At 67.3% G+C, this 19,925-nt stretch carries 22 protein-coding genes and 1 pseudogene; 9 read left to right on the top strand and 14 right to left on the bottom strand.

What is annotated here, in order from left to right:
* The first annotated feature begins 53 nt into the window (after positions 1 to 53).
* Positions 54 to 662 carry an EF-hand domain-containing protein gene (locus V6R86_RS02140; protein ID WP_338501657.1) on the top strand — a complete coding sequence of 203 codons (609 nt, stop codon included), beginning with the start codon at positions 54 to 56 and terminating at the stop codon, positions 660 to 662.
* A gap of 22 nt (positions 663 to 684) precedes the next feature.
* Here V6R86_RS02140 and V6R86_RS02145 read toward each other — a convergent pair whose 3' ends face one another.
* From V6R86_RS02145 to V6R86_RS02155, 3 genes are read right to left on the bottom strand one after another with little or no spacing between them, the layout of a single operon-like run.
* On the bottom strand, positions 685 to 1,902 hold the full coding sequence (locus tag V6R86_RS02145; protein ID WP_338501659.1) for a cyclopropane-fatty-acyl-phospholipid synthase family protein: 1,218 nt from the start codon (positions 1,900 to 1,902) through the stop codon (positions 685 to 687).
* Positions 1,899 to 2,765 (bottom strand): oxygenase MpaB family protein, encoded by an 867-nt coding sequence (locus V6R86_RS02150; protein WP_338501662.1) that lies wholly within the window; start codon positions 2,763 to 2,765, stop codon positions 1,899 to 1,901. Before V6R86_RS02150 ends, V6R86_RS02145 begins: the two co-directional genes overlap by 4 nt.
* Before the next feature lie 44 nt (positions 2,766 to 2,809).
* Positions 2,810 to 3,286, bottom strand: coding sequence for a hypothetical protein (locus tag V6R86_RS02155; RefSeq protein ID WP_338501664.1), 477 nt, complete (start codon positions 3,284 to 3,286; stop codon positions 2,810 to 2,812).
* Positions 3,287 to 3,416: 130 nt separating this feature from the next.
* On the opposite strand from V6R86_RS02155, the gene V6R86_RS02160 reads away from it, so the two are divergent.
* On the top strand, positions 3,417 to 3,578 hold the full coding sequence (locus V6R86_RS02160; protein WP_338501666.1) for a hypothetical protein: 162 nt from the start codon (positions 3,417 to 3,419) through the stop codon (positions 3,576 to 3,578).
* Positions 3,579 to 3,581: 3 nt separating this feature from the next.
* Here V6R86_RS02160 and rlmN read toward each other — a convergent pair whose 3' ends face one another.
* From rlmN to V6R86_RS02175, 3 genes are all read right to left on the bottom strand, one after another.
* Positions 3,582 to 4,769, bottom strand: a complete 1,188-nt coding sequence (rlmN, locus tag V6R86_RS02165) for a 23S rRNA (adenine(2503)-C(2))-methyltransferase RlmN (RefSeq protein ID WP_338501668.1) — start codon at positions 4,767 to 4,769, stop codon at positions 3,582 to 3,584.
* A gap of 82 nt (positions 4,770 to 4,851) precedes the next feature.
* The gene (locus V6R86_RS02170; RefSeq protein WP_338501669.1) at positions 4,852 to 5,331 is read right to left on the bottom strand and encodes a hypothetical protein; all 480 of its coding nucleotides are present in this window, start codon (positions 5,329 to 5,331) and stop codon (positions 4,852 to 4,854) included.
* The gene (locus V6R86_RS02175; RefSeq protein WP_338501670.1) at positions 5,328 to 5,828 is read right to left on the bottom strand and encodes an A24 family peptidase; all 501 of its coding nucleotides are present in this window, start codon (positions 5,826 to 5,828) and stop codon (positions 5,328 to 5,330) included. The genes V6R86_RS02170 and V6R86_RS02175 overlap by 4 nt, the downstream gene beginning before the upstream one ends.
* 194 nt (positions 5,829 to 6,022) lie before the next feature.
* On the opposite strand from V6R86_RS02175, the gene V6R86_RS02180 reads away from it, so the two are divergent.
* The 3 genes from V6R86_RS02180 (at position 6,023) to V6R86_RS02190 (ending at position 10,645) form a co-directional block, all read left to right on the top strand.
* Positions 6,023 to 7,402, top strand: a complete 1,380-nt coding sequence (locus V6R86_RS02180) for a glycosyl transferase family protein (RefSeq protein ID WP_338501672.1) — start codon at positions 6,023 to 6,025, stop codon at positions 7,400 to 7,402.
* A complete protein-coding gene (locus tag V6R86_RS02185; protein WP_338501674.1) occupies positions 7,399 to 8,694 on the top strand; it encodes a hypothetical protein in 1,296 nt (431 codons plus the stop codon). The genes V6R86_RS02180 and V6R86_RS02185 overlap by 4 nt, the downstream gene beginning before the upstream one ends.
* A gap of 238 nt (positions 8,695 to 8,932) precedes the next feature.
* Positions 8,933 to 10,645: an AMP-dependent synthetase/ligase gene (locus V6R86_RS02190; RefSeq protein ID WP_338505374.1), complete on the top strand. Its 1,713-nt coding sequence runs from the start codon at positions 8,933 to 8,935 to the stop codon at positions 10,643 to 10,645.
* 7 nt (positions 10,646 to 10,652) lie between these two features.
* Here the strand turns inward: V6R86_RS02190 and V6R86_RS02195 are convergent, their stop codons facing one another.
* The 7 genes and pseudogenes from V6R86_RS02195 to V6R86_RS02225 all read right to left on the bottom strand — a co-directional run.
* A complete protein-coding gene (locus tag V6R86_RS02195; RefSeq protein ID WP_338501676.1) occupies positions 10,653 to 11,081 on the bottom strand; it encodes a DUF6491 family protein in 429 nt (142 codons plus the stop codon).
* A 65-nt stretch (positions 11,082 to 11,146) separates the two neighbouring features.
* The gene (gene gloB / locus V6R86_RS02200) at positions 11,147 to 11,866 is read right to left on the bottom strand and encodes a hydroxyacylglutathione hydrolase (RefSeq protein ID WP_338505375.1); all 720 of its coding nucleotides are present in this window, start codon (positions 11,864 to 11,866) and stop codon (positions 11,147 to 11,149) included.
* On the bottom strand, positions 11,863 to 12,279 hold the full coding sequence (locus V6R86_RS02205) for a VOC family protein (protein WP_338501678.1): 417 nt from the start codon (positions 12,277 to 12,279) through the stop codon (positions 11,863 to 11,865). Before V6R86_RS02205 ends, gloB begins: the two co-directional genes overlap by 4 nt.
* The gene (locus V6R86_RS02210; protein ID WP_338501680.1) at positions 12,276 to 13,037 is read right to left on the bottom strand and encodes an alpha/beta hydrolase; all 762 of its coding nucleotides are present in this window, start codon (positions 13,035 to 13,037) and stop codon (positions 12,276 to 12,278) included. The genes V6R86_RS02205 and V6R86_RS02210 overlap by 4 nt, the downstream gene beginning before the upstream one ends.
* Before the next feature lie 27 nt (positions 13,038 to 13,064).
* A complete protein-coding gene (locus tag V6R86_RS02215) occupies positions 13,065 to 13,394 on the bottom strand; it encodes a hypothetical protein (RefSeq protein ID WP_338501682.1) in 330 nt (109 codons plus the stop codon).
* Positions 13,395 to 13,485: 91 nt separating this feature from the next.
* Complete coding sequence (locus tag V6R86_RS02220) at positions 13,486 to 13,917, bottom strand: hypothetical protein (RefSeq protein WP_338501684.1); 432 nt, start codon at positions 13,915 to 13,917, stop codon at positions 13,486 to 13,488.
* 125 nt (positions 13,918 to 14,042) lie between these two features.
* A pseudogene (locus V6R86_RS02225) lies at positions 14,043 to 14,210 on the bottom strand (flagellin); the annotation flags it as partial.
* A 57-nt stretch (positions 14,211 to 14,267) separates the two neighbouring features.
* Between V6R86_RS02225 and V6R86_RS02230 the strand changes: the two are divergent.
* The gene (locus V6R86_RS02230) at positions 14,268 to 14,714 is read left to right on the top strand and encodes a flagellar hook assembly protein FlgD (RefSeq protein WP_338501686.1); all 447 of its coding nucleotides are present in this window, start codon (positions 14,268 to 14,270) and stop codon (positions 14,712 to 14,714) included.
* Positions 14,715 to 14,722: 8 nt separating this feature from the next.
* Here the strand turns inward: V6R86_RS02230 and uvrB are convergent, their stop codons facing one another.
* On the bottom strand, positions 14,723 to 16,924 hold the full coding sequence (gene uvrB, locus V6R86_RS02235; protein ID WP_338501688.1) for an excinuclease ABC subunit UvrB: 2,202 nt from the start codon (positions 16,922 to 16,924) through the stop codon (positions 14,723 to 14,725).
* Between the two features lie 104 nt (positions 16,925 to 17,028).
* On the opposite strand from uvrB, the gene V6R86_RS02240 reads away from it, so the two are divergent.
* From V6R86_RS02240 to V6R86_RS02250, 3 genes are read left to right on the top strand one after another with little or no spacing between them, the layout of a single operon-like run.
* A complete protein-coding gene (locus tag V6R86_RS02240) occupies positions 17,029 to 17,928 on the top strand; it encodes a hypothetical protein (RefSeq protein ID WP_338501690.1) in 900 nt (299 codons plus the stop codon).
* A 1-nt stretch (position 17,929) separates the two neighbouring features.
* Complete coding sequence (locus tag V6R86_RS02245; protein WP_338501692.1) at positions 17,930 to 18,334, top strand: DUF1801 domain-containing protein; 405 nt, start codon at positions 17,930 to 17,932, stop codon at positions 18,332 to 18,334.
* Positions 18,335 to 18,388: 54 nt separating this feature from the next.
* Positions 18,389 to 19,909: an ArnT family glycosyltransferase gene (locus tag V6R86_RS02250; RefSeq protein ID WP_338501694.1), complete on the top strand. Its 1,521-nt coding sequence runs from the start codon at positions 18,389 to 18,391 to the stop codon at positions 19,907 to 19,909.
* Positions 19,910 to 19,925: the final 16 nt, after the last annotated feature.

The following is a 19,925-nucleotide window of genomic DNA, read 5'->3' on the forward strand; positions in this document are numbered from 1 at the left end:
CAGCAATCGGCGGTTATCTCCGCGCTCATCAAGGCAGGGCGAATGGAGGCATTATGAAGAAGATTCTGTTTGGTGCTGGCGTGCTGCTGGCCGCCACCGCCGCGGCTGCGCAGATGGCACCGACCGCGCCGGTTGCGCCGCGCGACGGGGTGCAGACCCGCGCCGAAGTGGTCGAGCGGACCCGGGCGATGTTCGCGCGGGTGGACACCAATCGTGACGGCTTCATCACCCAGGAAGAGCGCCAGGCCGTGCGCGGCCAGATGCGGGCGGAGATGGGCGAGCGCCGGGGTCAGCGCATGGCGCAGAACCGCGGTGCCGGCCGCGCGCAGATGTTCGAGCGGCTCGACCAAAATCGCGACAACGTCATCAGCCGCGACGAATGGGCGCGCGCCGAAGCGATGCGCGGTGAGCGCCGGGCCGAGGGTCGCCGTGCCGGCATGAACGGTCAGCGGATGGCGATGCGCGGCCGGATGGGCGGCGCGATGATGCGGATGGCCGACACCAACCGCGACCAGCGCATTTCGCTTGCCGAAGCGCAAGCGGCAGCGGTGCAGCGGTTCGACCGGGTCGACCTCAACCGCGACGGCCGCGTCACCCGCGAGGAGCGCCAGCAGGCGCGCCAGCAGCGGCAGGCCCAGCGTCCGGCGGCCGCCGTTCGCTAAACCCTTTCAGCCTTTGCTGAATTCAGGAGGCGGGGCGGCGGTAACGCTGCTCCGCCTCTTGCATATAATCCCGGGTCAGCGGCAGCGCCCGGCGGTCGCGGACATATTGCACCTGAAAATTGTTCATCGCGCCATGCTCGAACGCCACGGCGGCGGCGGCGAGGTAGAAGGTCCACATGCGGAAAAAGCGCTCGTCGTAGAGCGCCACGATCTCCGCCCGGTGCGCGTCGCAATTGGCCAGCCAGTGCCTGAGCGTGAAGCCGTAATGCATCCGCAGCGTTTCGACGTCGGTCGCGATCAGCCGCACTTCCTCGCTCGCCGCCATCATCTGGCTGAGGCTGGGAAGGTGGTAGCCGGGGAAGATCCATTTGTCGGTGAACGGGTCGGGTTTGCCCGCCTTGCCGTATTTGCCGATGGTGTGGAGCAGCATCACGCCGTCGTCGGTCAGAAGCCGTTTGCAGGTCGCGAAGAACTCCCCGAAATGCGCCGCGCCGACATGTTCGAACATGCCGACCGAGACGATCCGGTCGAACCGGCCGGTCACCGCGCGATAGTCGATCAGTTCGAACCGCACCTTGTCGGCGACGCCGGCTTCTTCCGCGCGTTGACGGGCGACGCGAAGCTGTTCCTCGCTTAGGGTAACGCCGAGCACTTCCACCCCGGCGACGCGGTTCAAGTACAGCGCCATCCCGCCCCACCCGCAGCCGATATCGAGCACGCGCTGGCCCGGCTGGAGATAGAGTTTGGCGGCGATGTGCGCTTTCTTGTCTTCCTGCGCCTGGACCAGGCTGTTGGCGGGGTCGCGGAAATAAGCGCAGCTATATTGCAGGTCGGGGTCGAGGAAGAGGCGGTAGAGCCGCTCGTCGAGGTCGTAATGATGCGCCACGTTGCGGCGTGAGGCGGTGGCATCGTTACGGCGCGGGAGCAGCGATTTGAGCAGCCCGAAGCGCTTCTTGAGCCGACCCTTGTGGCCGCCATCCTCGAACCGATTGGCGCCGACCACCATCGAAAGGAGGTCGATCAGTGCGCCCTGCTCGATCGTGATGCGCCCATCCATGTAGAGCTCGCCGAACGCGAGGCGCGGTCCGCGGGCCAGTTCGAGCAACGCCTTCTTGTCGTGGATCCGGGCCGTGACGTGCGGTTCGCCCGACCCGACCGACGATCGCTCGCTGCTGGGGAGGATGACGGTTAGCGTGCCGCCCTTGATACGGTCGCCGAGCAGGCGTTCAAGCATGGTCATGCGCTTCTTTCGCGCGGAGCGAGGGCCCAGCGCAAGGTCGAAGCGAGGCTGTAGGTGGCGGCGCCGACCGCCGGGGTGGCAAGGCCGGACCCGCGCAGTCCGTGCAGCCGCCGCACCTCGCGCGGGAGGAGGTCGGTTGCCGACCGCATCAGCAGGCGCTGGACCGGAAACAGGCGCAGGCGCTGCGGCGGGGCGTTGAGGATGATGTCGCGGATAGTCCGGCTGCGCTCGTCGGCGCGAAGCTCTGGGAGAAACTCGCGAGACAGCGCCTCGGCCTCGGCCTCGCTGCGCGGGACCGGATCGGCGCCGAGCTTTTCAGCGATGATCGCGACCTCGTCCCAATAAGCGTCGCGCTCGGCGAGCGGCATGACGGGATTGGCGAAGCGGCGATAGCCGGCGAGGAACATCGCCGACCCAGCGAGGTGAACGAAAGCCAGCAGCCGGGGATCGTTGGCGTCGTAGGGCGTGCCGTCGGGCAGCGTGCCGTGGACGTGATCGTGGATCCGCCTGACCCGCGCGATCGCCGCCTCGGCCTCGTCCCGCGCGCCATAAGTGGTGACCGCGATGAACCGCGCGGTGTTGCGCAGCCGCCCGTGCATGTTGCGGCGGAAGTCCGAATGGTCCCACACTCCTGCTAGTGCCCGCGGGTGGAGCATCTGCCACAACAACGCTGCCACCCCGCCGACCATCATGCCGGCAAGATCGGCATGGACCTTCCACGCCGCCCCGCCCGGCGGGCACAGGGCATCGTCGGACGGTTTGATCGGCTGCTGCCCCGTGGCCGCATCGTTGAAGAATCCGACCACCCCTCCGGCGATGGCGCGGCGAAGCTTTTCAACGGACGGGGACGCGGGACTGGGCATGGGGAGAGAACGAGCGGCCCCGGCGGCTGCTCCGTCCGCCGCGCTTATTCCTCGGTCGCCGTCATGGCGCCCATGCGAACGAATTCTGTGACTGAGCGGCCAAGCGTGTCGAGCTGCACCTGGAGTAGCTCGGCGATCTGGCCGCTCTGCATATAGCCGGCGGTGAACCCGATGGTGCCGTCGGGACCACGCTGGAGCACCTGCCGTTCGATCAGGCGATTGACGTGTCGGCGCGCGGTTTCCCGGTTGAAGCCGGTCGCGACCGCGATGGAGCTGACGTTGCAGGTCCCGATATATTCGGGCGGCAAAGGCGTCTCGAGCGTCCGCAACTCATCGGCCAGCCCGCCGCGGGTCAGCCGTTCTGCCGAGATCGCTACCACCGCAAGCATGATCAGCGCGCTGTCATGATCGCCGGCGACGTCGCGATAATGTTCCATGCAGCGAAGCGTCAGCATCGCCATCTGGATGCCTGCAAGGCGACTTTCGCCGCCGGCCCGTGGCTGAGCTTGAATCCGGATCATCGAACCTGCGCCTCGTTGGGTCATCTTATCATTTTGCGTGACGAGTGCACAGTCTGAGCACCGCCGTCCGACGACGGAAACAAACTTCAACTACGGTTGGCGTTAACAATGACTTAGCCGTGAGGATTGGTTGACCCGCAAGATCCTGCCGCCCTGTTCGGTTCCCGACTGTGACCATGCCGCCGGCGCGATCATCAACGGCGCGCTTTATTGCGGCGCCCATGCGTCGGACAAGCTCAAGACCATGCAGATTCTGGGACGCACACCCGGACCGAAGCCCGCCGCCGCCTGAGGGTCAGGCCACCCCTTCGCGGTCGAGTTCGGCGCGGCGCTTCTTTTCCGCCGCCGTCTTGAGCTGGCCGCAGGCCGCGTCGATGTCGCGCCCGCGCGGGGTCCGCACCGGCGCGCTGATCCCGCCTTCGAACACGATGTTCGAGAAAGAGCGGATGCGCTCGGGCGTGGAGCATTCATACTCGGCGCCCGGCCACGGGTTGAACGGGATCAGATTGACCTTGGCCGGCAGGCGATAATGGCGGATCAGCCGGACCAGCTCACGCGCATGGTCGTCGCTGTCGTTCTTGTCCTTCAGCATGACGTATTCGAAGGTGATGCGGCGGGCGTTGTTGGCGCCGGGATAATCAGCGCACGCCTGCAGCAATTCCTCGATGCCGTACTTGCGGTTCAAGGGCACGATCTCGTCGCGGATTTCCTTGGTCACCGCGTGGAGCGAGACGGCGAGATTGACCCCGATCTCCTCGCCGCATTTCTCCATCATCGGCACGACGCCCGAGGTGGAGAGGGTGATCCGGCGCTTGCTAAGGCCCAAGCCGTCGCCGTCCATGACGATCTTGAGCGCGTCGCGGACATTGTCGAAATTATAGAGCGGCTCGCCCATCCCCATCATCACGATGTTGGTGAGCATCCGGCCCTCGGGCTGGCTCGGCCATTCGCCGAGCGAATCGCGGGCGAGCATGACCTGGCCGACGATCTCGTGGATATCGAGATTGCGCACGAGGCGCATGGTGCCGGTGTGGCAGAAGCGGCAGTTCAGCGTGCAGCCGACCTGGCTGGATACGCACAAAGTGCCGCGGTCGGCGTCGGGGATGAACACCATCTCAAAGTCGTGCGCGTCGTGGGTGCGGAGCAGCCACTTGCGCGTCCCGTCGGACGACACCTGCGCTTCGACGACTTCAGGACGCGTGATCTTGAACCGCTCAGCCAGCCACGGCTGCTGCGCCTTGGCGATGTCGGTCATCAACGCAAAGTCAGTGACCCCGCGATTGTAGATCCAGTGCCACAATTGCTTTGACCGCAGCTTGGCCTGGCGCGCATCCATGCCGGCGCTTTCCAGCGCCTCGCGGATGGCATCGCGCTTCAAACCGATCAGTTCGACGCGGGGATCGGCGGTGACCGCCGCGGGACGCGGGACGGTGACAGGATCGACCGCTCCGGCGATCGGCATAAGGTTGGTGTCGGCGCTCATGAGAGAGCGGCCATGTAGCGAGTTTTACGGAATTTTCCAGTAGCGCGCGCGGGGCGGCGGCCGCTCGCCCGCACGCACCGATTCAGCAGCCGAGCGCCGCGGCGTCGATGGCGGTGGGTGCCCCGCCGAGCAGATAGCGATCGCTGATCCGTCCGCCCTGCCCCTGCGCTCGAACCCGCATTTCGGTGCTGCGGCGCATGGCGGCGATGATGGCGGCTTCCTGCGCCGGACCACGGCTCCAGGCGCTGGACCCGCGCGTGACGAGCAGAAAGCTCTGGTCCCCGATGGTCAGCACCGCCGCCGCGCCCGGCCGCACCGGACGCGCGAACAGGAAATGCAGCTCGCCGCGGCGCTTGCCGTCCCGGGTGAAGGCAATGGTTGCACGGGCCTGCGGACGCCCCGGCGCGGCGATCATCTCGCTCCGCGACACCGCTTCGCACAGGCCGCCCGACCGCTCGAACGCCGCCCAGAAGGTACCGGCGTGAAGCAGCCGCTGCGCCGCCGCCGGCTCCGCGCCGAGGAGGCCGAGCGCAACGCCGAGGGCCGCCGCCGCCTGCCTCACGCCGGGCGGGCGCCCATCAGTTGCAGGCTTGTGATGATCGCCCCGGCGGCAATCGCGATACCATAGGGAATGCCCGCCTTGGGCTGCAGCACCCGCATCCGCGAACGGATCGCCTGGGGCCACGGCAAGGTGCGCAGGATGATGATCAGCACCGCCAGCAGCCCCCCGGCGATCGCGGTCCACATCAGGAAACGGGCGGACGCGCCGAGGTCGAACCACAGCACGGTAGCCGCGAACAATTTGACGTCGCCGCCGCCAAGGATGCCGCGGCCGAACAGAAAGGTCCCGATGGCGAGCGCGGCGACGAACACCACGCCATTTTCCCACAAGCTCGGCTGCGGACCCGCGATCACCGCCCCCGCGACTCCGAGCAGAAGCACCGCGCCGCAGATGTAATTGCTGATCTTGAGCATCATCGCGTCCTGGAACGCGGCCAGCACAAGGCAAGCGATCAGCGCCCAGAACAGCCACTCCGGCACCAGGGTCGGCAGGTTCACGTCATTGTCCCCCAAAGCTTTTCGTGGGTGCAGCGATGGCCCGGCACGAGGCGACGCGCAAGCGGGTTGCGTGGCCGCCCGTCTCGTGAGACACTGAGCGTGCTCGGAAGAACACCAGCGCGAGGGGCGCGTGTGAACCGGGGCGATTCTCTTCACCACAGCTTGCGAGTGCGCGGTCCGCAAGGCTTCGCGCAGTGAGCCTGCAGCTTGCCATGGCCGAACTGGCAGCCGAGCTAGCGCTGTTTGCAGCACTCGGTTTTCTGCTCTTCTCGCTCGACGACCTGCTGGTCGACATCATCTATTTCGCCCGCCGCCTGTGGCGCGCGATGACGGTGTATCGCCGCCACCGGCCGGGCGATGCGCGTTCGCTGACCGACGGCGCGGCGACGGGATGGATGGTGGTGATGATCCCCGCCTGGGACGAAAGCGCGGTAATCGGCGCCATGCTGCGCTCGACCCTGCAAAGCTTCGATCACCCTGATTACACATTGCTGGTCGGCTATTACCGCAACGATCCGGCGACCCGGCTGGCGATCGAGGCCGTGACCGACCCCCGGGTGATGGCGATCGAGGTCCCGCACGACGGGCCGACCACCAAGGCCGATTGCCTGAACGAGCTCTACGCCTTTCTCCTGCGGCACGAAGTGGCGAGCGGGCGGCAGGCGCGCGCGGTGGTGCTTCACGATGCCGAAGACCTCGTCCACCCGCTCGAGCTTCGGTTGTTCGATCGGCTGACCGCCAGGGCCGGGATGGTGCAATTGCCGGTGGTCCCGCTGCCCGATCACACCAGCCACTGGGTCGCTGGCCATTATTGCGACGAATTCGCCGAATCGCATGGCAAGGAACTGGTGGTGCGCGAAGCGGTCGGGGCCTCGATCCCGCTGGCCGGGGTGGGCTGCGCAATCTCGCGCGGCGCGATCGCGCGGCTGGCCGAAGCGCATGGCGGCAGGCCGTTCGCCGGCGGTTCGATGACCGAGGATTACGAGATGGGGCTGCGCCTCGGCGCGCTGGGCGAACGGACGATCTTCGTCCGCCTGCCCGAAAGCCCGGGCCAGCGCGGCGTGGTCGCCAGCCGGGGTCATTTCCCGAGCAATCTCGGCGCCGCGGTCCGGCAGAAGGCTCGCTGGCTGGGCGGCATCGCCTTTGCCGGATGGGACCGGCTCGGTTGGAGCGGGGGCCTCGGCGAACGCTGGTTCCGGCTTCGCGACCGGCGCGGCCCCTTTGCCGCTCTGCTGCTGCTGGCCGGCTATCTGTCGGGGCTGCTGTGGGCGCAATTGTGGTTCGCGGCGCAGCTCGGCGCGCCCTTGCCGCCGCAGCCCTCTCCGCTGCTGGCCGGCCTGCTGCAGATCAATTTCGCCTTGCTCCTGTGGAGAATCCTCATGCGTGTCGGCTTTACCAGCCATGTCTACGGCTTTGGCGAGGGACTGGCGGCCGTGCCGCGGATCGTCACCGCCAACCTCATCGCGATCCTCGCGACGGGCCGCGCCCTGTTCCTTCATGCGGGCGGGGGACCACGGCAATGGGACAAGACCGATCACGTCTTTCCCGCCGCCACCGGAGCGGCCCGGCCATGAGCGCCCCGATCCGCTTTCTCGGACTGGCGATCGTCGCTTACGTCGGGCTGCGCACCGCGAGCAGCGCGCTGGCGCTAGATCCGGCACCGGCCGAGCCCGCCGGCAGCGCCGCAACGCCCGTCGCCGCCGCGGCCGAGACGACGCTTCCGCCCGGTGTCCCCGCCGACATGGGGCCGCCACCCGCTGCCGGCTATGCGCAGGGGGTCGGTCCCTATGCCATGCCGCCGAGCTACCCGCCCGCTTACCCAGCGGCCTATGGCGCCGCGCCCTATCCCTACATGCCGGCCGCCGCGCCTTATCCCTATCCGTACCCGGCGATGATGGCCGCCGCCGCCACCGCCCAGCGCCAGATGCGCCCGGTCTATTATCGCGTGCCCTATCCCGTTCCGATGCCCGCTTATCCCGCTCCAGCCCCGACGCCGGCGATGGCATCGAGCTTCGCGCCGGCGGCCGCGGCCGAGGGCTATGCCAGCCCGGTCGCGCCGATCGATCAATGGCCGACCATCGGCGGCACTGGCCCGGTCTCGCTCGCCGGCACCGCGACGCAGGTCACGCCGGGCTGGGGCAAGCGTGGCCGCAATAGCGACGGGCTCAATCCGTCCAAGGCGGCGCAGCGCTGGTCGGTCGATGCCTGGGCCCTGCTTCGCCCGCGCGAGGGGGTCTATCGGCTCGACGATACGACCGGCGCGCTCAACCCCGGGCTCGCCCCGGCCGGATCGCTGGGCGGTAGCCAGGCGGGCATGCGGATCAGCTGGACACCCTTGTCCTCCCTCGGCGTACACCTGCGCGCTTCCACCGCCTTGCTGCCCAAGGGAAGCAGCGCGCGCAGCCAGCAGGCGATCGGCGGCGAAGGCGCGATCGGGATCAGCTGGAAACCGATCAAGGGCGTGCCCGTGCGCCTGCTCGCCGAACGCCGGCAACGCCTCGGCGCGGCACTCGGCGGCGGACGCGATGCCTTTGCCCTGCTGGCCGAAAGCGGGCTCTATGGCCAGCCGCTGCCGTTCGGCGCGACGCTCGACGGCTATGCCCAGGCGGGCGTCGTCGGTGCCCATCGCCGCGACCTGTTCGCCGACGGCGCGCTGACCGCCAGCTACCCCTTCATGCCACGCTTCGCGATCGGCGGGGGCATGTGGGGCGGGATCCAGCCCGGACTGCACCGCTTCGATGCGGGCCCGCGCCTCAGCTACGAACTCCGCCCGGGGCTGCGCGCCCACCTCGATTACCGCTTTCGCGTGACCGGCAATGCCGATCCCCGAAGCGGCCCGGCGCTGACCCTCGCCGCGGGGTTCTGAGCGGCGGCCATGACGCGACAGGACCGGCGTTCTCACCCCGCCGGTCCCGGAGGCTTCCTCCCCGCACGCCGGCGGGAGGGAACCTCCATTTCAAGCTGACCCGCGACCCCGCCTTTCGCCCTTTTGCGCCGCGCCCGCGACTGTTCTAGAGCCGCGCCGGAGGCCCCGCGGGGCGGCAGGAGGCAGTAGGCACGTGCGCAAGGGCAACAGCCTGGAACATTTCCCCAATCTGGTCGCCATGTTCCTCGACCGGGTGCAGCAACGCGGCGACACGCCCTTCCTGTGGGCAAAGCGCGACGGGGCGTGGCAATCGATCAGCTACACCGAAGCCGCGCGCCAGGTCGCCGCTCTGTCGGACAGCCTGATCCGCCTCGGCTGCAAACCCGGCGACCGGGTCATGCTGGTCAGCGAAAACCGCCCCGAATGGCTGATCGCCGATCTCGCGATCATGGCCGCGGGCTGTGTCACGGTGCCGACCTACACCACCAACACCACGCGCGATCACACCCATATCCTGACCAACTCGGGCGCCCGCGCGGTGATCGTGTCGAGCCAGAAGCTGGCCAAGGCGCTCGTCCCGGCGGTGCTGTTCTCGTCCGATTGCCACGACGTCATCGGGATCGAGGACATCCGCACCGGCCAGGCGGTCAACGGCGCCAAGTTCCATGTCTGGTCCGATCTCGTCGCCGACGGCGGCAGCCTCGACGCGGTGCGGGCGCGCATCGCGACCATGCAGCGCGAGGACCTTGCCTGCATCATCTACACCAGCGGCACCGGCGGCGCCCCGCGCGGCGTTCGCCAGCACCACGGCGCGATTCTCCACAACACCGCCGCCTGTATCGACGTCATCGCCAACGACTTCGGCTGGGACGACGAGGTGTTCCTGTCGTTCCTCCCCGCCAGCCACGCTTACGAGCATTCAGGCGGGCAGATGTTCCCGATCGCGCTCGGCGCGCAAATCTACTTCGCCGAAAGCCTCGAAAAGCTTGCCGCCAATATCGAGGAAGTGCGTCCGACCCTGATGGTGGTCGTCCCCCGCCTGTTCGAAATGCTGCGCCAGCGGATGCTCAAGACCATCGAAAAGCAGGGCGGGGTCGCCGCCAAACTGCTCGATCGCGCGCTCGCCATCGGCAAGGAGCGCTACGACAAAGGCTCGATTCCCGTGAAGGACTGGCCCGCCGACCTTGCCGTGCGGATGCTCCTGAAGCGCAAGGTGTCGAACAAGTTCGGCGGCCGGATCAAGGCGATGGTCTCAGGCGGCGCGCCGCTCAATCCCGATGTCGGGCTGTTCTTCCACTCGCTCGGAATCACCATGCTGCAGGGCTATGGCCAGACCGAGGCCGGGCCGGTGATCAGCTGCAATCGGCCCAAGGTCGGGATCCGCATGGACACGGTCGGCCCGCCCTTGCTCAACACCGAAGTCCGCTTCGCCGAGGACGGCGAATTGCTGGTGCGCGGCGAGCTCGTCATGCACGGCTATTGGAACAATGAGGAAGAAACGGCGCGGGTCTTGAAGGACGGATGGCTGCACACCGGCGACGTCGGCCATTTCGACGAGGCGGGGCGGATCGTCATTACCGACCGCAAGAAGGATCTGATCGTCAACGACAAGGGCGACAATGTCTCGCCCCAGCGGGTCGAGGGGATGCTGACGCTCCAGCCCGAGATCGCGCAGGCGATGGTCTATGGCGACCGCCGCCCGCATCTCGTCGCGCTGCTGGTGCCCGAGCCCGATGTGAAGGGCGACGAAGCCGCGGTCCGCGCCACGCTTCAAAAGGCGGTCGATCGGGTGAATGCGGAACTCAGCGTGATCGAAAAGGTCCGCCGCTTCGCCCTCGCCGACGAGCCGTTCAGCGTCGACAACGAGCAGATGACGCCGAGCATGAAGATCCGCCGTCACGTGCTGAAAGGCGTCTACGGCGAGCGGCTCGACGGCCTTTACGGCAAATGAGCCGGCGTCAGCGGCGGACGCCGGGGCCCGTGTAGGGCACGAAGTCGCCGAGCGAGCAGCTGCCGACGGTGAAGCCCTGGCTGGTGTCGATCACCTGGGCGATCTCGCCGCTGCACAGGTTGGAGCCGAATTGCCGCGTCAGGAGCGCGGTGCCCGGACGGCCAAGGCTGTTGCACCCGCCCCGCAGATCGTTGCGCCAGACCCGGTTGGCGCCGTCGCGGAAGAGGATGGTGTTTTCGTCGATCACCACCATGTCGTTGCGGCGATAGGTCGGCAGGCAGGACACCGGCTTGCCCGGCGTACGCCCGTCGAGATAGCGCGCCAGGTCCGCCATCGCCTTGGGTGAGCGCTCCACAGGCTGCATGGTCGTGGCGCAGGCGGCAAGCGCACCGGCCGAGGCCAGGATGGTGAGGGAAGCAAGGGTCAGGCGTTGCATGGCGGCGGGTCCTCGGGGCTTTTGGTCACGTGAAGAACGCCTGAACAGGGTTGCAGTCTCCCCGCTTAACGAAAGCTGTCCTTGGCGGCGCGCAGCCGGGCGAATTCGGCGGCGTTGTCGGCACGCAGGAACAGGTTGCTCGCCCGCTCCTCGGCGATGGTGGTCGGCACGGTCGGGCGGCCGGCGTCACGCAGCGCGGTGACCTCGGCCAACCGCCGCTCGATCGCCGCGTCGCCCGGCGCCTTGGCCGCCAGGAACCGATAGTTGCCGAGCGTATATTCATGCGCGGGATAGACGATCATCTCGTCGGGCAAGGTGCCGAGCCGCTGGAGCGAGGCGTGCATCTGGTCGGGCGTGCCTTCGAACAAGCGCCCGCAGCCGCCGGCGAACAGGGTGTCGCCGACAAAGGCGTGGCCATCAAGGATGAAGGCGATGTGGCCGAGCGTGTGGCCGGGGACGTGCCACACTTCGGCCTCGGCGCTGCCGACCTGCACCTTGTCGCCGTCGGCAAGGCCGTGATCGAGCCCGGCGAACTTGTCGCGCTCGGCTTCCGGGCCCCAGACCTTGGCGCCGGTCGCGGCGACCACCGCGGGGATGCCAGCGGTGTGATCGGGGTGCCAGTGGGTGATCAGCACCTGGTCGATCGTCCACCCGCGCGCCGCCGCACCGTCCAGCGCGACCTGTGCGTCGCCGGGATCGACGACGGCGGTGTGGCCGCTATTCTCGTCGTGCAACAGCCAGACGTAATTGTCGCTGAGCGCGGGAAGCGCGACCGCCTGCATCACCAGACGCCGATGTTGGGCATCGACTTCCACGGTTCGGCGGGCGTCTGCGCACCGCCCTTGTTGAGCAATTCGATCGAAATGTTGTCGGGGGTGCGAACGAACGCCATGCGTCCTTCGCGCGGCGGGCGATTGATGGTGACACCGGCGTCCATCAGCCGCTGGCAGGTCGCGTAGACGTCGTCGACCTCGTAAGCGAGATGCCCGAAATTGCGGCCGCCGTCATACTCCTCAGGGTCCCAATTGTGGGTCAGCTCGACCTCGCCGCCTTCGTCGCCGGGCACGCCGAGAAAGATCAGGGTGAAACGGCCCGCTTCATTCTCGATCCGCCGGCGCTCTTCGAGGCCGAGGAGGTTGAAGAAACGGATGGTGGCGTCGGGGTCGGTGACCCGGATCATGGTGTGTAGGAATTTCATAGGGGCGATTTGGGTGCTCTGGCACCCGCTGCCAAGGCCATGACAGTGGTTTCTAGCAGGGCCAGTTCGTGCGGCGCGGACAGGCGGTGGGTGCCGCCCTTCACTACCGTGACCTGAACATCGTGCGAAGTCAGCGCGTCCTTGAGGCGAATGGCGATCTCCAGCGGCACTTCGGCGTCCCGGTCGCCGTGTAGCAAGCGCACCGGCCCCTCGAACCGCACCGGTCGCTCGAGCAGCCGCAACCGTTCGCCCGATCGCCACAGCCTGAGCGTCGTCAGCTCCGCCTCGCCGCCATAAGGGTTGTCGCGGCGAAGCTCTCCGGCTTCAGCCAGCGCCGCCTTGTCGGCATCGCTATAGCCCCAGTCGGTGAAATCGGGCGCAGCGGCGATGCCGACCAATGCTTGGACCCGATCGCCCAGTCGCTCGGCGAGATGCAGCATCAGCCAGCCGCCCATCGACGAGCCGATCACGATCAGCGGGCCGTCGGTCAGCGCGGCCGCGGCCAGCGCGTCGTCCAGCCAATCCTCCAGCGTGAAGTCGACAAAGCCGCCCTCGGACTCGCCCGTGCCGCGATAATCGAAGCGGAGAATGCCGAGACCCTCGCGCTCGGCCAGCGCATCGAGTGCCAGCGCCTTCGATCCCATCATGTCCGAGGCATAGCCGGGCAGGAACAGGATGGTCGGCGTGTCCGCGACGGCGGGACGGTGGCGGACGGCGATGGCATGGCCGCTCGGCCGGGCGAGGTGCTGCAGGGTCATGGTCAAGCCACCTAGCCGACGGCGGCGTCAGCGGCGAGCGGGCTGCTCGTTATCGATCCAGCCCTTGGGCGCGGTGCCGATCTCGACCTCGATTGGTTCGCGCGGCTGCGCCGGCTGGGGCGCCGGGCGGCCGGGCCAGGCGAGCACGATGATCGCCGCCGCCAATACGGCCAGCCCGATCATCAACGCGGCATAGGGAATGACGTCGAGAAACGGTCGCGGAGCTGCCTCCTCGTCGTCGTTCGCGGCCGGCTGGAAGCTCTTGAACGACCGTCGCCCGCTGCGGCGGGAACGGCGCGGCGGCCAATAATCTTCGGGGCGGGTCCAGACCCGTGCTTTCTCGTCGGGGATCGGCATGGTTGCTGGGGCAACGCACCACGTGCCGCATGGCTTCGCTGTTCGCCGCAAAGTCGGGCCGCCGGTCGCGCTTTGTGCCCAACCCGTGGCCTCAATGCAGCAGCCGGCGCTGATCGAACAGCGCGAACCCGCTGGTGGTCGCGGCGCGGGCGAAGTGACGGGCATGGGCCAGCACCAGTTGCAGCTCGGTATAAAGCCGATCCCACAGGGTGCGGGGGATCAGCAGCCGTTCGCCGCCCTGGACCAGCTCGATGCGGATCTCCCCGCCGCGCGCGCCGAGCCGCATCGCCAGCGGATAATCGCCAAGGCAGCTTTCCTCCGGCAGCTCGCCGACCGGCGTTACCCGCGCGCTCATCAGAAAGGCCGCGAGCAGTTCGGCGGCGTAGAGATCGAGAATGACCGTCGCCGGATTGGCCCGCTCGGGATCGCCGAGGCGCAGCAGCGGACCGTAGCCGCTTTCGCCCGCCGAAAAGCGGAGACGAAGCCGAGGCCCGTCGCGGTGGATGATGTCGCGCACTCGCATGATGAGAAGGTCCTGCCGCGCTGCCGGCGGTGGGGTAAACGAAAAGGGCCGGGGCGATCATGACCTTCGCCCCGGCCCTCCGGTGGCCGGCCCCGGGGGTGACCGACCGGTTGCCTCAGCTCCGCTTAGCGGAACAGCGACATGATCGCCTGCGGCGCCTGGTTGGCGATCGACAGCGCCTGGACACCGAGCTGCTGCTTGACCTGGAGGGCCTGCAGCTTGGCGCTTTCCTTGGCGAGGTCGGCGTCGACCAGATTCCCGACCGAGGACTCGACGACGTCGCTGAGCTTGCTGGTACCCAGCAACTGGTTCAATATTCGCAGGTCGAACAATCGATCCAGCAGACCGGCGTGCTGCGCAACATGCTCGACCGGATGTCGTCCGACGATCTCACCAGCGCCGGCCAGTTGATCGGCAAGACCGCCGAATTCGACAGCTCGATCGCCGGCCTGACCGCCTCGACGCCGGCCGAATGGCGCTGGACCTTTGCCGGAAGGCCAGCGACGGTTGAAGCCGAAATCCTCGACAGTAGCGGCCGGGTGGTGGCGAGCCCGCGGGTAGCGGTGGACTCGAGCGGCACCCTTCGCTGGGACGGCGTGCTGCCTTCCGGCGCGCGTGCTCCCGAAGGCGCTTACAGCCTGAAGCTCGTCGCCAGGACCGCGGACGGCAGCGAGCTCGGCTCGACCCTCAACAGCCTCGGCAAGGTACAGGAAGTGGTGAGCCGCGAAGGCGAATTATGGGCCGGCCTCGGCGGCGCCGCGCTGCCGCTTGCCAACCTGACGAGGATCGCCGCCTAGCGCGCGACTCACCGCTTCGCGCGCTTGTTCATCCGCATCTGCTGCTGCTTGCCGTAGCGCGTCTTTCGCGTGCCGGGCTTGCCCTCGGTCGAATGTCCGACCCGCGGTGCGGCGCGCTGGTGATCGGGGATGCCGAGCTCGTCTTCTTCCAGCTTGCGGATCTCATCGCGAAGTCGCCCGGCTTCCTCGAACTCAAGGTCGGCCGCGGCCTTACGCATCCGTGATTCCAGGTCGCTGATGTAGGCCCGCAGATTGTGCCCGACGAGGTGCGGCGTGTCGGGATCGCCGGTGTCGACCACCACCCCGTCGCGGGTCGAGACGTGGGCGATGATGTCGCTGATGTCGCGCTTGATGGTCGCGGGCGTGATGCCATGCTCGAGGTTGTAAGCCTCCTGCCGCTCGCGCCGACGGTTGGTTTCGTTGAGCGCGCGCTCCATCGATCCGGTGATGCTGTCGGCGTACAGGATCACCCGCCCATCGACGTTACGCGCGGCGCGGCCGATGGTCTGGATGAGGCTGGTTTCGGAGCGCAGAAACCCTTCCTTGTCCGCATCGAGGATCGCGACCAGCCCGCATTCTGGGATGTCGAGGCCCTCGCGCAGCAGGTTGATCCCGACCAGCACGTCGTACACCCCGAGCCGGAGATCACGGATCAGCTCGATGCGCTCCAGCGTCTCGACGTCCGAGTGCATGTAGCGGACCTTAAGGCCCGCCTCGTGCAGATATTCGGTGAGGTCCTCGGCCATGCGCTTGGTCAGCGTGGTGACCAGCGTCCGATACCCCGCCTTCGCGGTCTTGCGCGCTTCGTTGACAAGGTCATCGACCTGATCCTCAACCGGCTTAATCTCCACCGGCGGATCGATCAGCCCGGTCGGGCGGATCACCTGCTCGGAGAACACGCCGCCGGTTTCGGTCATTTCCCACGGCCCTGGCGTCGCGCTGACGAACACCGACTGCGGGCGCATCGCGTCCCATTCGTTGAAGCGCAGCGGGCGGTTGTCGATGCAGCTCGGCAGGCGGAAGCCATATTCGGCCAGCGTGATCTTCCGCCGGTGATCGCCCCGCGCCATCGCGCCGATCTGCGGCACCGTCTGGTGACTTTCGTCAACGAACAGCAGCGCGTTGTCGGGGAGATATTCGAACAATGTCGGCGGCGGCTCGCCCGGTAGGCGCCCGGTCAGGAAGCGACTGTAATTCTCGATCCCCGCGCAGCTGCCAGTCGCCGCGATCATCTCGAGGTCGAAGTTGGTCCGCTGCTCGAGCCGCTGCGCCTCGAGATAGCGGCCTTCCGCGTTCAGCTCCTTCAGCCGCTCTTCCAGCTCATGCCGGATCGCGCCCGCCGCCTGCTTCATCGTCGGCCCGGGCGTCACATAGTGGCTGTTGGCGTAGATCTTGATCGACGGCAGGCTGCCGACCTTCTTGCCGGTCAGCGGGTCGAATTCGACGATGTCCTCGATCTCGTCCCCGAAGAAAGAAATCCGCCACGCGCTGTCCTCATAGTGCGACGGAAACACCTCGAGGCTGTCGCCGCGCACCCGAAAATTGCCGCGCGCGAAAGCCGCGTCGTTGCGCTTGTACTGCAGCGCGACCAGCTTGCGGATGGTCTCGCGCTGATCGACCAGCTCCCCCTTCTTCAGGCTGAAGGTCATCGCCGAATAAGTCTCGACCGAGCCGATACCGTAGAGGCAGCTGACCGAGGCGACGATGATCACGTCGTCGCGCTCCAGCAGCGACCGGGTCGCCGAGTGGCGCATCCGGTCGATCGCCTCGTTCACGCTCGACTCCTTTTCGATGTAGGTGTCGGACCGCGGGACATAGGCTTCGGGCTGGTAATAATCGTAGTAGCTGACGAAATATTCGACCGCATTCTCCGGGAAGAAGCTCTTGAACTCCCCGTACAGCTGCGCCGCCAGGATCTTGTTGGGCGCCAGCACCAGCGCGGGACGCTGGGTGTGCTGGATGATCTGCGCCATGGTGTAGGTCTTGCCCGACCCGGTGACGCCGAGCAGCACCTGGCTTTTCTCCTGGCCCTCGCGAATGCCCTCGACCAGTTCGCGGATCGCGGTCGGCTGGTCGCCGGCGGGCTCGTAATCGCTCGTGAGCTTGAAGGGCCGTCCGCCCTCCGCCTTGTCGGGTCGGGCCGGCCGGTGAGGCACGAACTCGGCGCCGGTTTCGGGCTCGGCAAGGTTCGTGCGGATCTTGATTTCCATGCGAGAACATATGGGGGCTGCGCGCGCTGGTCGCAATCGACCGCGACCCGATTGTCGGACGCACGCGGCGGTGCAAAGCTGCGCCGCGAGGGAGACTCGATTCCATGAGCAAGGCCTGGCTTTCGAACAACGCAATCACGCTGGCCGGAGCGGCGGCCGTGCTGTGCGGCCTGCTGTTCCTGAGCCTGACCGGCGCGCCGCCGCGGCTGCTGCTGATCAACCTCGTCGCTTTAAGCGCCGGCATCGCGCTGCTGGCTATCGCGCGACTGCTTCCCGTGCCGAGCCTGCGGCCGCTGCTGCTGCTCGGCGCGGCCGCTGCAACGCTCGCGACCGCCCTGTTCGGCGTCACGGCGGAAGGCGCGGCGCGGTGGGTAATGGTCGGCGGCCTATCGCTTCAGCCAAGCCTGATCCTGCTGCCCGCCCTGCTCCTCGCGCACGTCACACGGCCCGACCGCTGGAGCAGCCTCGCCATCGCTCTCGCCGCCCTGGCAATGGCGCTGCAACCCGACCGCTCGCTCGCCGCCGCCATCGCGCTCGTCACCCTGACCGACGCCGCCTGCCGCCGCACCCCAACCGCCTGGCTCACCACGGCCGCGCCGCTGCTGGCGTTCGCCGTGACCGCCATCCGGCCTGACGATCTGCCGGCCGTCGCTCACGTCGACCAGATCCTGTGGACCTCCGTCGTCGACCAGCCGCTGGCCGCGCTCGCTATCTGGACGGGCACCCTGCTGCTGTTCGTGCCCGCGCTCGTGCTGTGGCGGCGCGGCCTTGTAACGGAGGCCGCCGGCTTCACCACGCTGTGGGCCTGCCTCGTCGCTGCCGCGATGCTGCACAACTACCCGACCCCGCTGGTCGGCTATGGCGCAAGCAGCATTCTCGGCTACCTGCTCGTCGCGCTGACGCTGCCGCTCGGACGACAAAGTGCCGATCCCCAGACCAACCCGTCAGTCGCCGCCTTCGACGACACGTTGGGCATCTGGCGGGTCGCCGCCACGGTTCGCTGACATGGCCGAGAACAAGACCAAGCCGACCGGCGCCGACGTCACCGCCTTTCTCGACGCGATCGATCACCCGACCCGGCGCGAAGACGGCCACACCCTTCGCGCCCTGTTCGAACGCATCTCGGGTGAGCCCGCTACCTTATGGGGCCCCTCGATCATCGGCTTCGGCACTCACCACTACCGCACCGACGCCGGCCGCGGAGGTGATACGCCGCGCATCGCCTTCTCCTTACGCAAGGCGAGCCTCGTCCTCTATCTCCACCACTACGACGGCTACGACACCGACCTCGCCCGTCTCGGCAAGCACAAGACGGGCAAAGGCTGCCTGTACGTCACCAAACTCGCCGACGTGGACGCCGCCGCCCTCGAAAACCTCGTCCGCAAGGCATGGGATCGGGCGGGCACCTGAGCATCTCGGTCGGCGTCAGCAATTTGGCAACCGAACGCGGTTAATACCGTATCCGTGCTACAGTCTCCTGTCATTGCTGCGTCGCCTTTGGTCGGCACTCCGGCCTGGCGAAATGCGCTGCGTTGGCGGCAATGGTGCTTTCTCGCATTGCTCGCCGCCGGACTGTTTCTCTTCTCGGATGGGCTCACGGCGCCGCTTGCGCTGAAAGACGAGTCCCGTAATGCCAACAACGCGCTGGACATGACGCTGACGGGGTTCAGCCTTGTCACTACCTATGATTTCCGGCCCGATCTCTGGAATACCAAGCCGCCGCTGGTGATCTGGCTGATGAGCGGCAGCCTGCGCCTCTTCGGCTTTCACGAATGGGCGCTTCGCCTCCCTTCGGCGTTGGCCGCCATCGGCACACTCGGCCTGTGCTTGTGGTTCGTGCGAAAAGTCACCGGCTCGCGCGGCTTGTCGGTCGGCGCAGCGATTCTGCTGTTGCTGAGCCCCGGTTTCTTCGGAGAACACGGCGCCCGGACCGCAGATTTCGACGCCGTCCTGCTGTTCTTCGTCACCGGCGGCCTTCAGTTCCTTTATCTTGCCAGCCTTCGAAGACGGCCCGGCTGGCCGCCGCTCATCGCTGCTGGCGGCATGATTGGGCTCGGCGCCCTCGCCAAGAGTATCGCCGCCTTTATTCCAGTGGTGGGAGTGCTCCTGTTCCTCCTGCTCGGTCGCCGGCTCACGTCCGTGCTCGCGAACTGGCAACGCTACCTATTGACCGGCCTCGCTTCGATTCTTCCCTTGCTGGCCTTCTACGCAGCCCGCGAAGCCGCCGGTCCAGGCTATCTCGACGCGGTCATCTTCAATGACCTCGCGGGCCGCTACAGTCGCTCGCTAATCCCCGAAACCAGCCCGCTCTTCTATCTCGAGCATCTGTCCAAAGGATGGTTCTTCACGGGCCCCCTCCTGCTCATCCTTCCCATCGGTCTTCGGGGGTTGGGCAATCGCGAAAAGACGCTGGCGCTGTACGCGGGATGCATCGTGTTTGCGGCGCTGGCAATCTACAGCGCGGCCGCGACCCGCGCGATGCAATATGCGCTTCCCCTGTTCCCGTGGTTGGCCATCCTCAGCGCGATTAGCCTGAAGCGCCTGATCGGGATCTTCGCCGTCGATCGATGGAAAGCCGGCAAGCGGCTCGTCCCCGTGGCCCTGATAATCGGCTTAAGCCTGCTCGGCGCGCAGCTCACCGCCCGCGCCTTGTGGTGGCGTTACGAGATGTTTCCGGCGCGCCAGTCGGGGCCGCAAGCTTCCTATGGTCACCTTTTCGCCACCCTGGCGGCACGTGGGCTCACGCACGTCGCCATCGTCGATCCGGGCTTCCAGCGCGAACAGGAACAGGGCTATTCCCCGCTGCTCCGTTGGCACCGCCTCGTGTGGGCGACCTGCGGCCTTCACACGACAGAGCTGCGGACGACCCCGGCATTCTCGGCGACGTTGATCGCCAGCTGCGAACCCTCCGTCTACGAGACATGGCAGCCATCAAGCGTCGAACGCATAGGTCTGTGCGCTGTCAGGAACCCGCAACCAGGTTGAAATCTTTGTTCGATTG

This window comes from Sphingomonas kaistensis (genome assembly GCF_036884275.1).
Taxonomy (GTDB): Bacteria; Pseudomonadota; Alphaproteobacteria; order Sphingomonadales; family Sphingomonadaceae; genus Sphingomicrobium; species Sphingomicrobium kaistense_A.

Bases quoted from the DNA above. Each gene is read 5' to 3' on its own strand.
- V6R86_RS02140 (WP_338501657.1), top strand. From the start codon at position 54: ATGAAGAAGATTCTGTTTGGTGCTGGCGTGCTGCTGGCCGCCACCGCC.
- V6R86_RS02145 (WP_338501659.1), bottom strand. From the start codon at position 1,902: ATGACCATGCTTGAACGCCTGCTCGGCGACCGTATCAAGGGCGGCACG.
- V6R86_RS02150 (WP_338501662.1), bottom strand. From the start codon at position 2,765: ATGCCCAGTCCCGCGTCCCCGTCCGTTGAAAAGCTTCGCCGCGCCATC.
- V6R86_RS02155 (WP_338501664.1), bottom strand. From the start codon at position 3,286: ATGATCCGGATTCAAGCTCAGCCACGGGCCGGCGGCGAAAGTCGCCTT.
- rlmN (WP_338501668.1), bottom strand. From the start codon at position 4,769: ATGAGCGCCGACACCAACCTTATGCCGATCGCCGGAGCGGTCGATCCT.
- V6R86_RS02185 (WP_338501674.1), top strand. From the start codon at position 7,399: ATGAGCGCCCCGATCCGCTTTCTCGGACTGGCGATCGTCGCTTACGTC.
- V6R86_RS02190 (WP_338505374.1), top strand. From the start codon at position 8,933: ATGTTCCTCGACCGGGTGCAGCAACGCGGCGACACGCCCTTCCTGTGG.
- V6R86_RS02195 (WP_338501676.1), bottom strand. From the start codon at position 11,081: ATGCAACGCCTGACCCTTGCTTCCCTCACCATCCTGGCCTCGGCCGGT.
- V6R86_RS02205 (WP_338501678.1), bottom strand. From the start codon at position 12,279: ATGAAATTCCTACACACCATGATCCGGGTCACCGACCCCGACGCCACC.
- V6R86_RS02210 (WP_338501680.1), bottom strand. From the start codon at position 13,037: ATGACCCTGCAGCACCTCGCCCGGCCGAGCGGCCATGCCATCGCCGTC.
- V6R86_RS02215 (WP_338501682.1), bottom strand. From the start codon at position 13,394: ATGCCGATCCCCGACGAGAAAGCACGGGTCTGGACCCGCCCCGAAGAT.
- V6R86_RS02220 (WP_338501684.1), bottom strand. From the start codon at position 13,917: ATGCGAGTGCGCGACATCATCCACCGCGACGGGCCTCGGCTTCGTCTC.
- uvrB (WP_338501688.1), bottom strand. From the start codon at position 16,924: ATGGAAATCAAGATCCGCACGAACCTTGCCGAGCCCGAAACCGGCGCC.
- V6R86_RS02240 (WP_338501690.1), top strand. From the start codon at position 17,029: ATGAGCAAGGCCTGGCTTTCGAACAACGCAATCACGCTGGCCGGAGCG.
- V6R86_RS02245 (WP_338501692.1), top strand. From the start codon at position 17,930: ATGGCCGAGAACAAGACCAAGCCGACCGGCGCCGACGTCACCGCCTTT.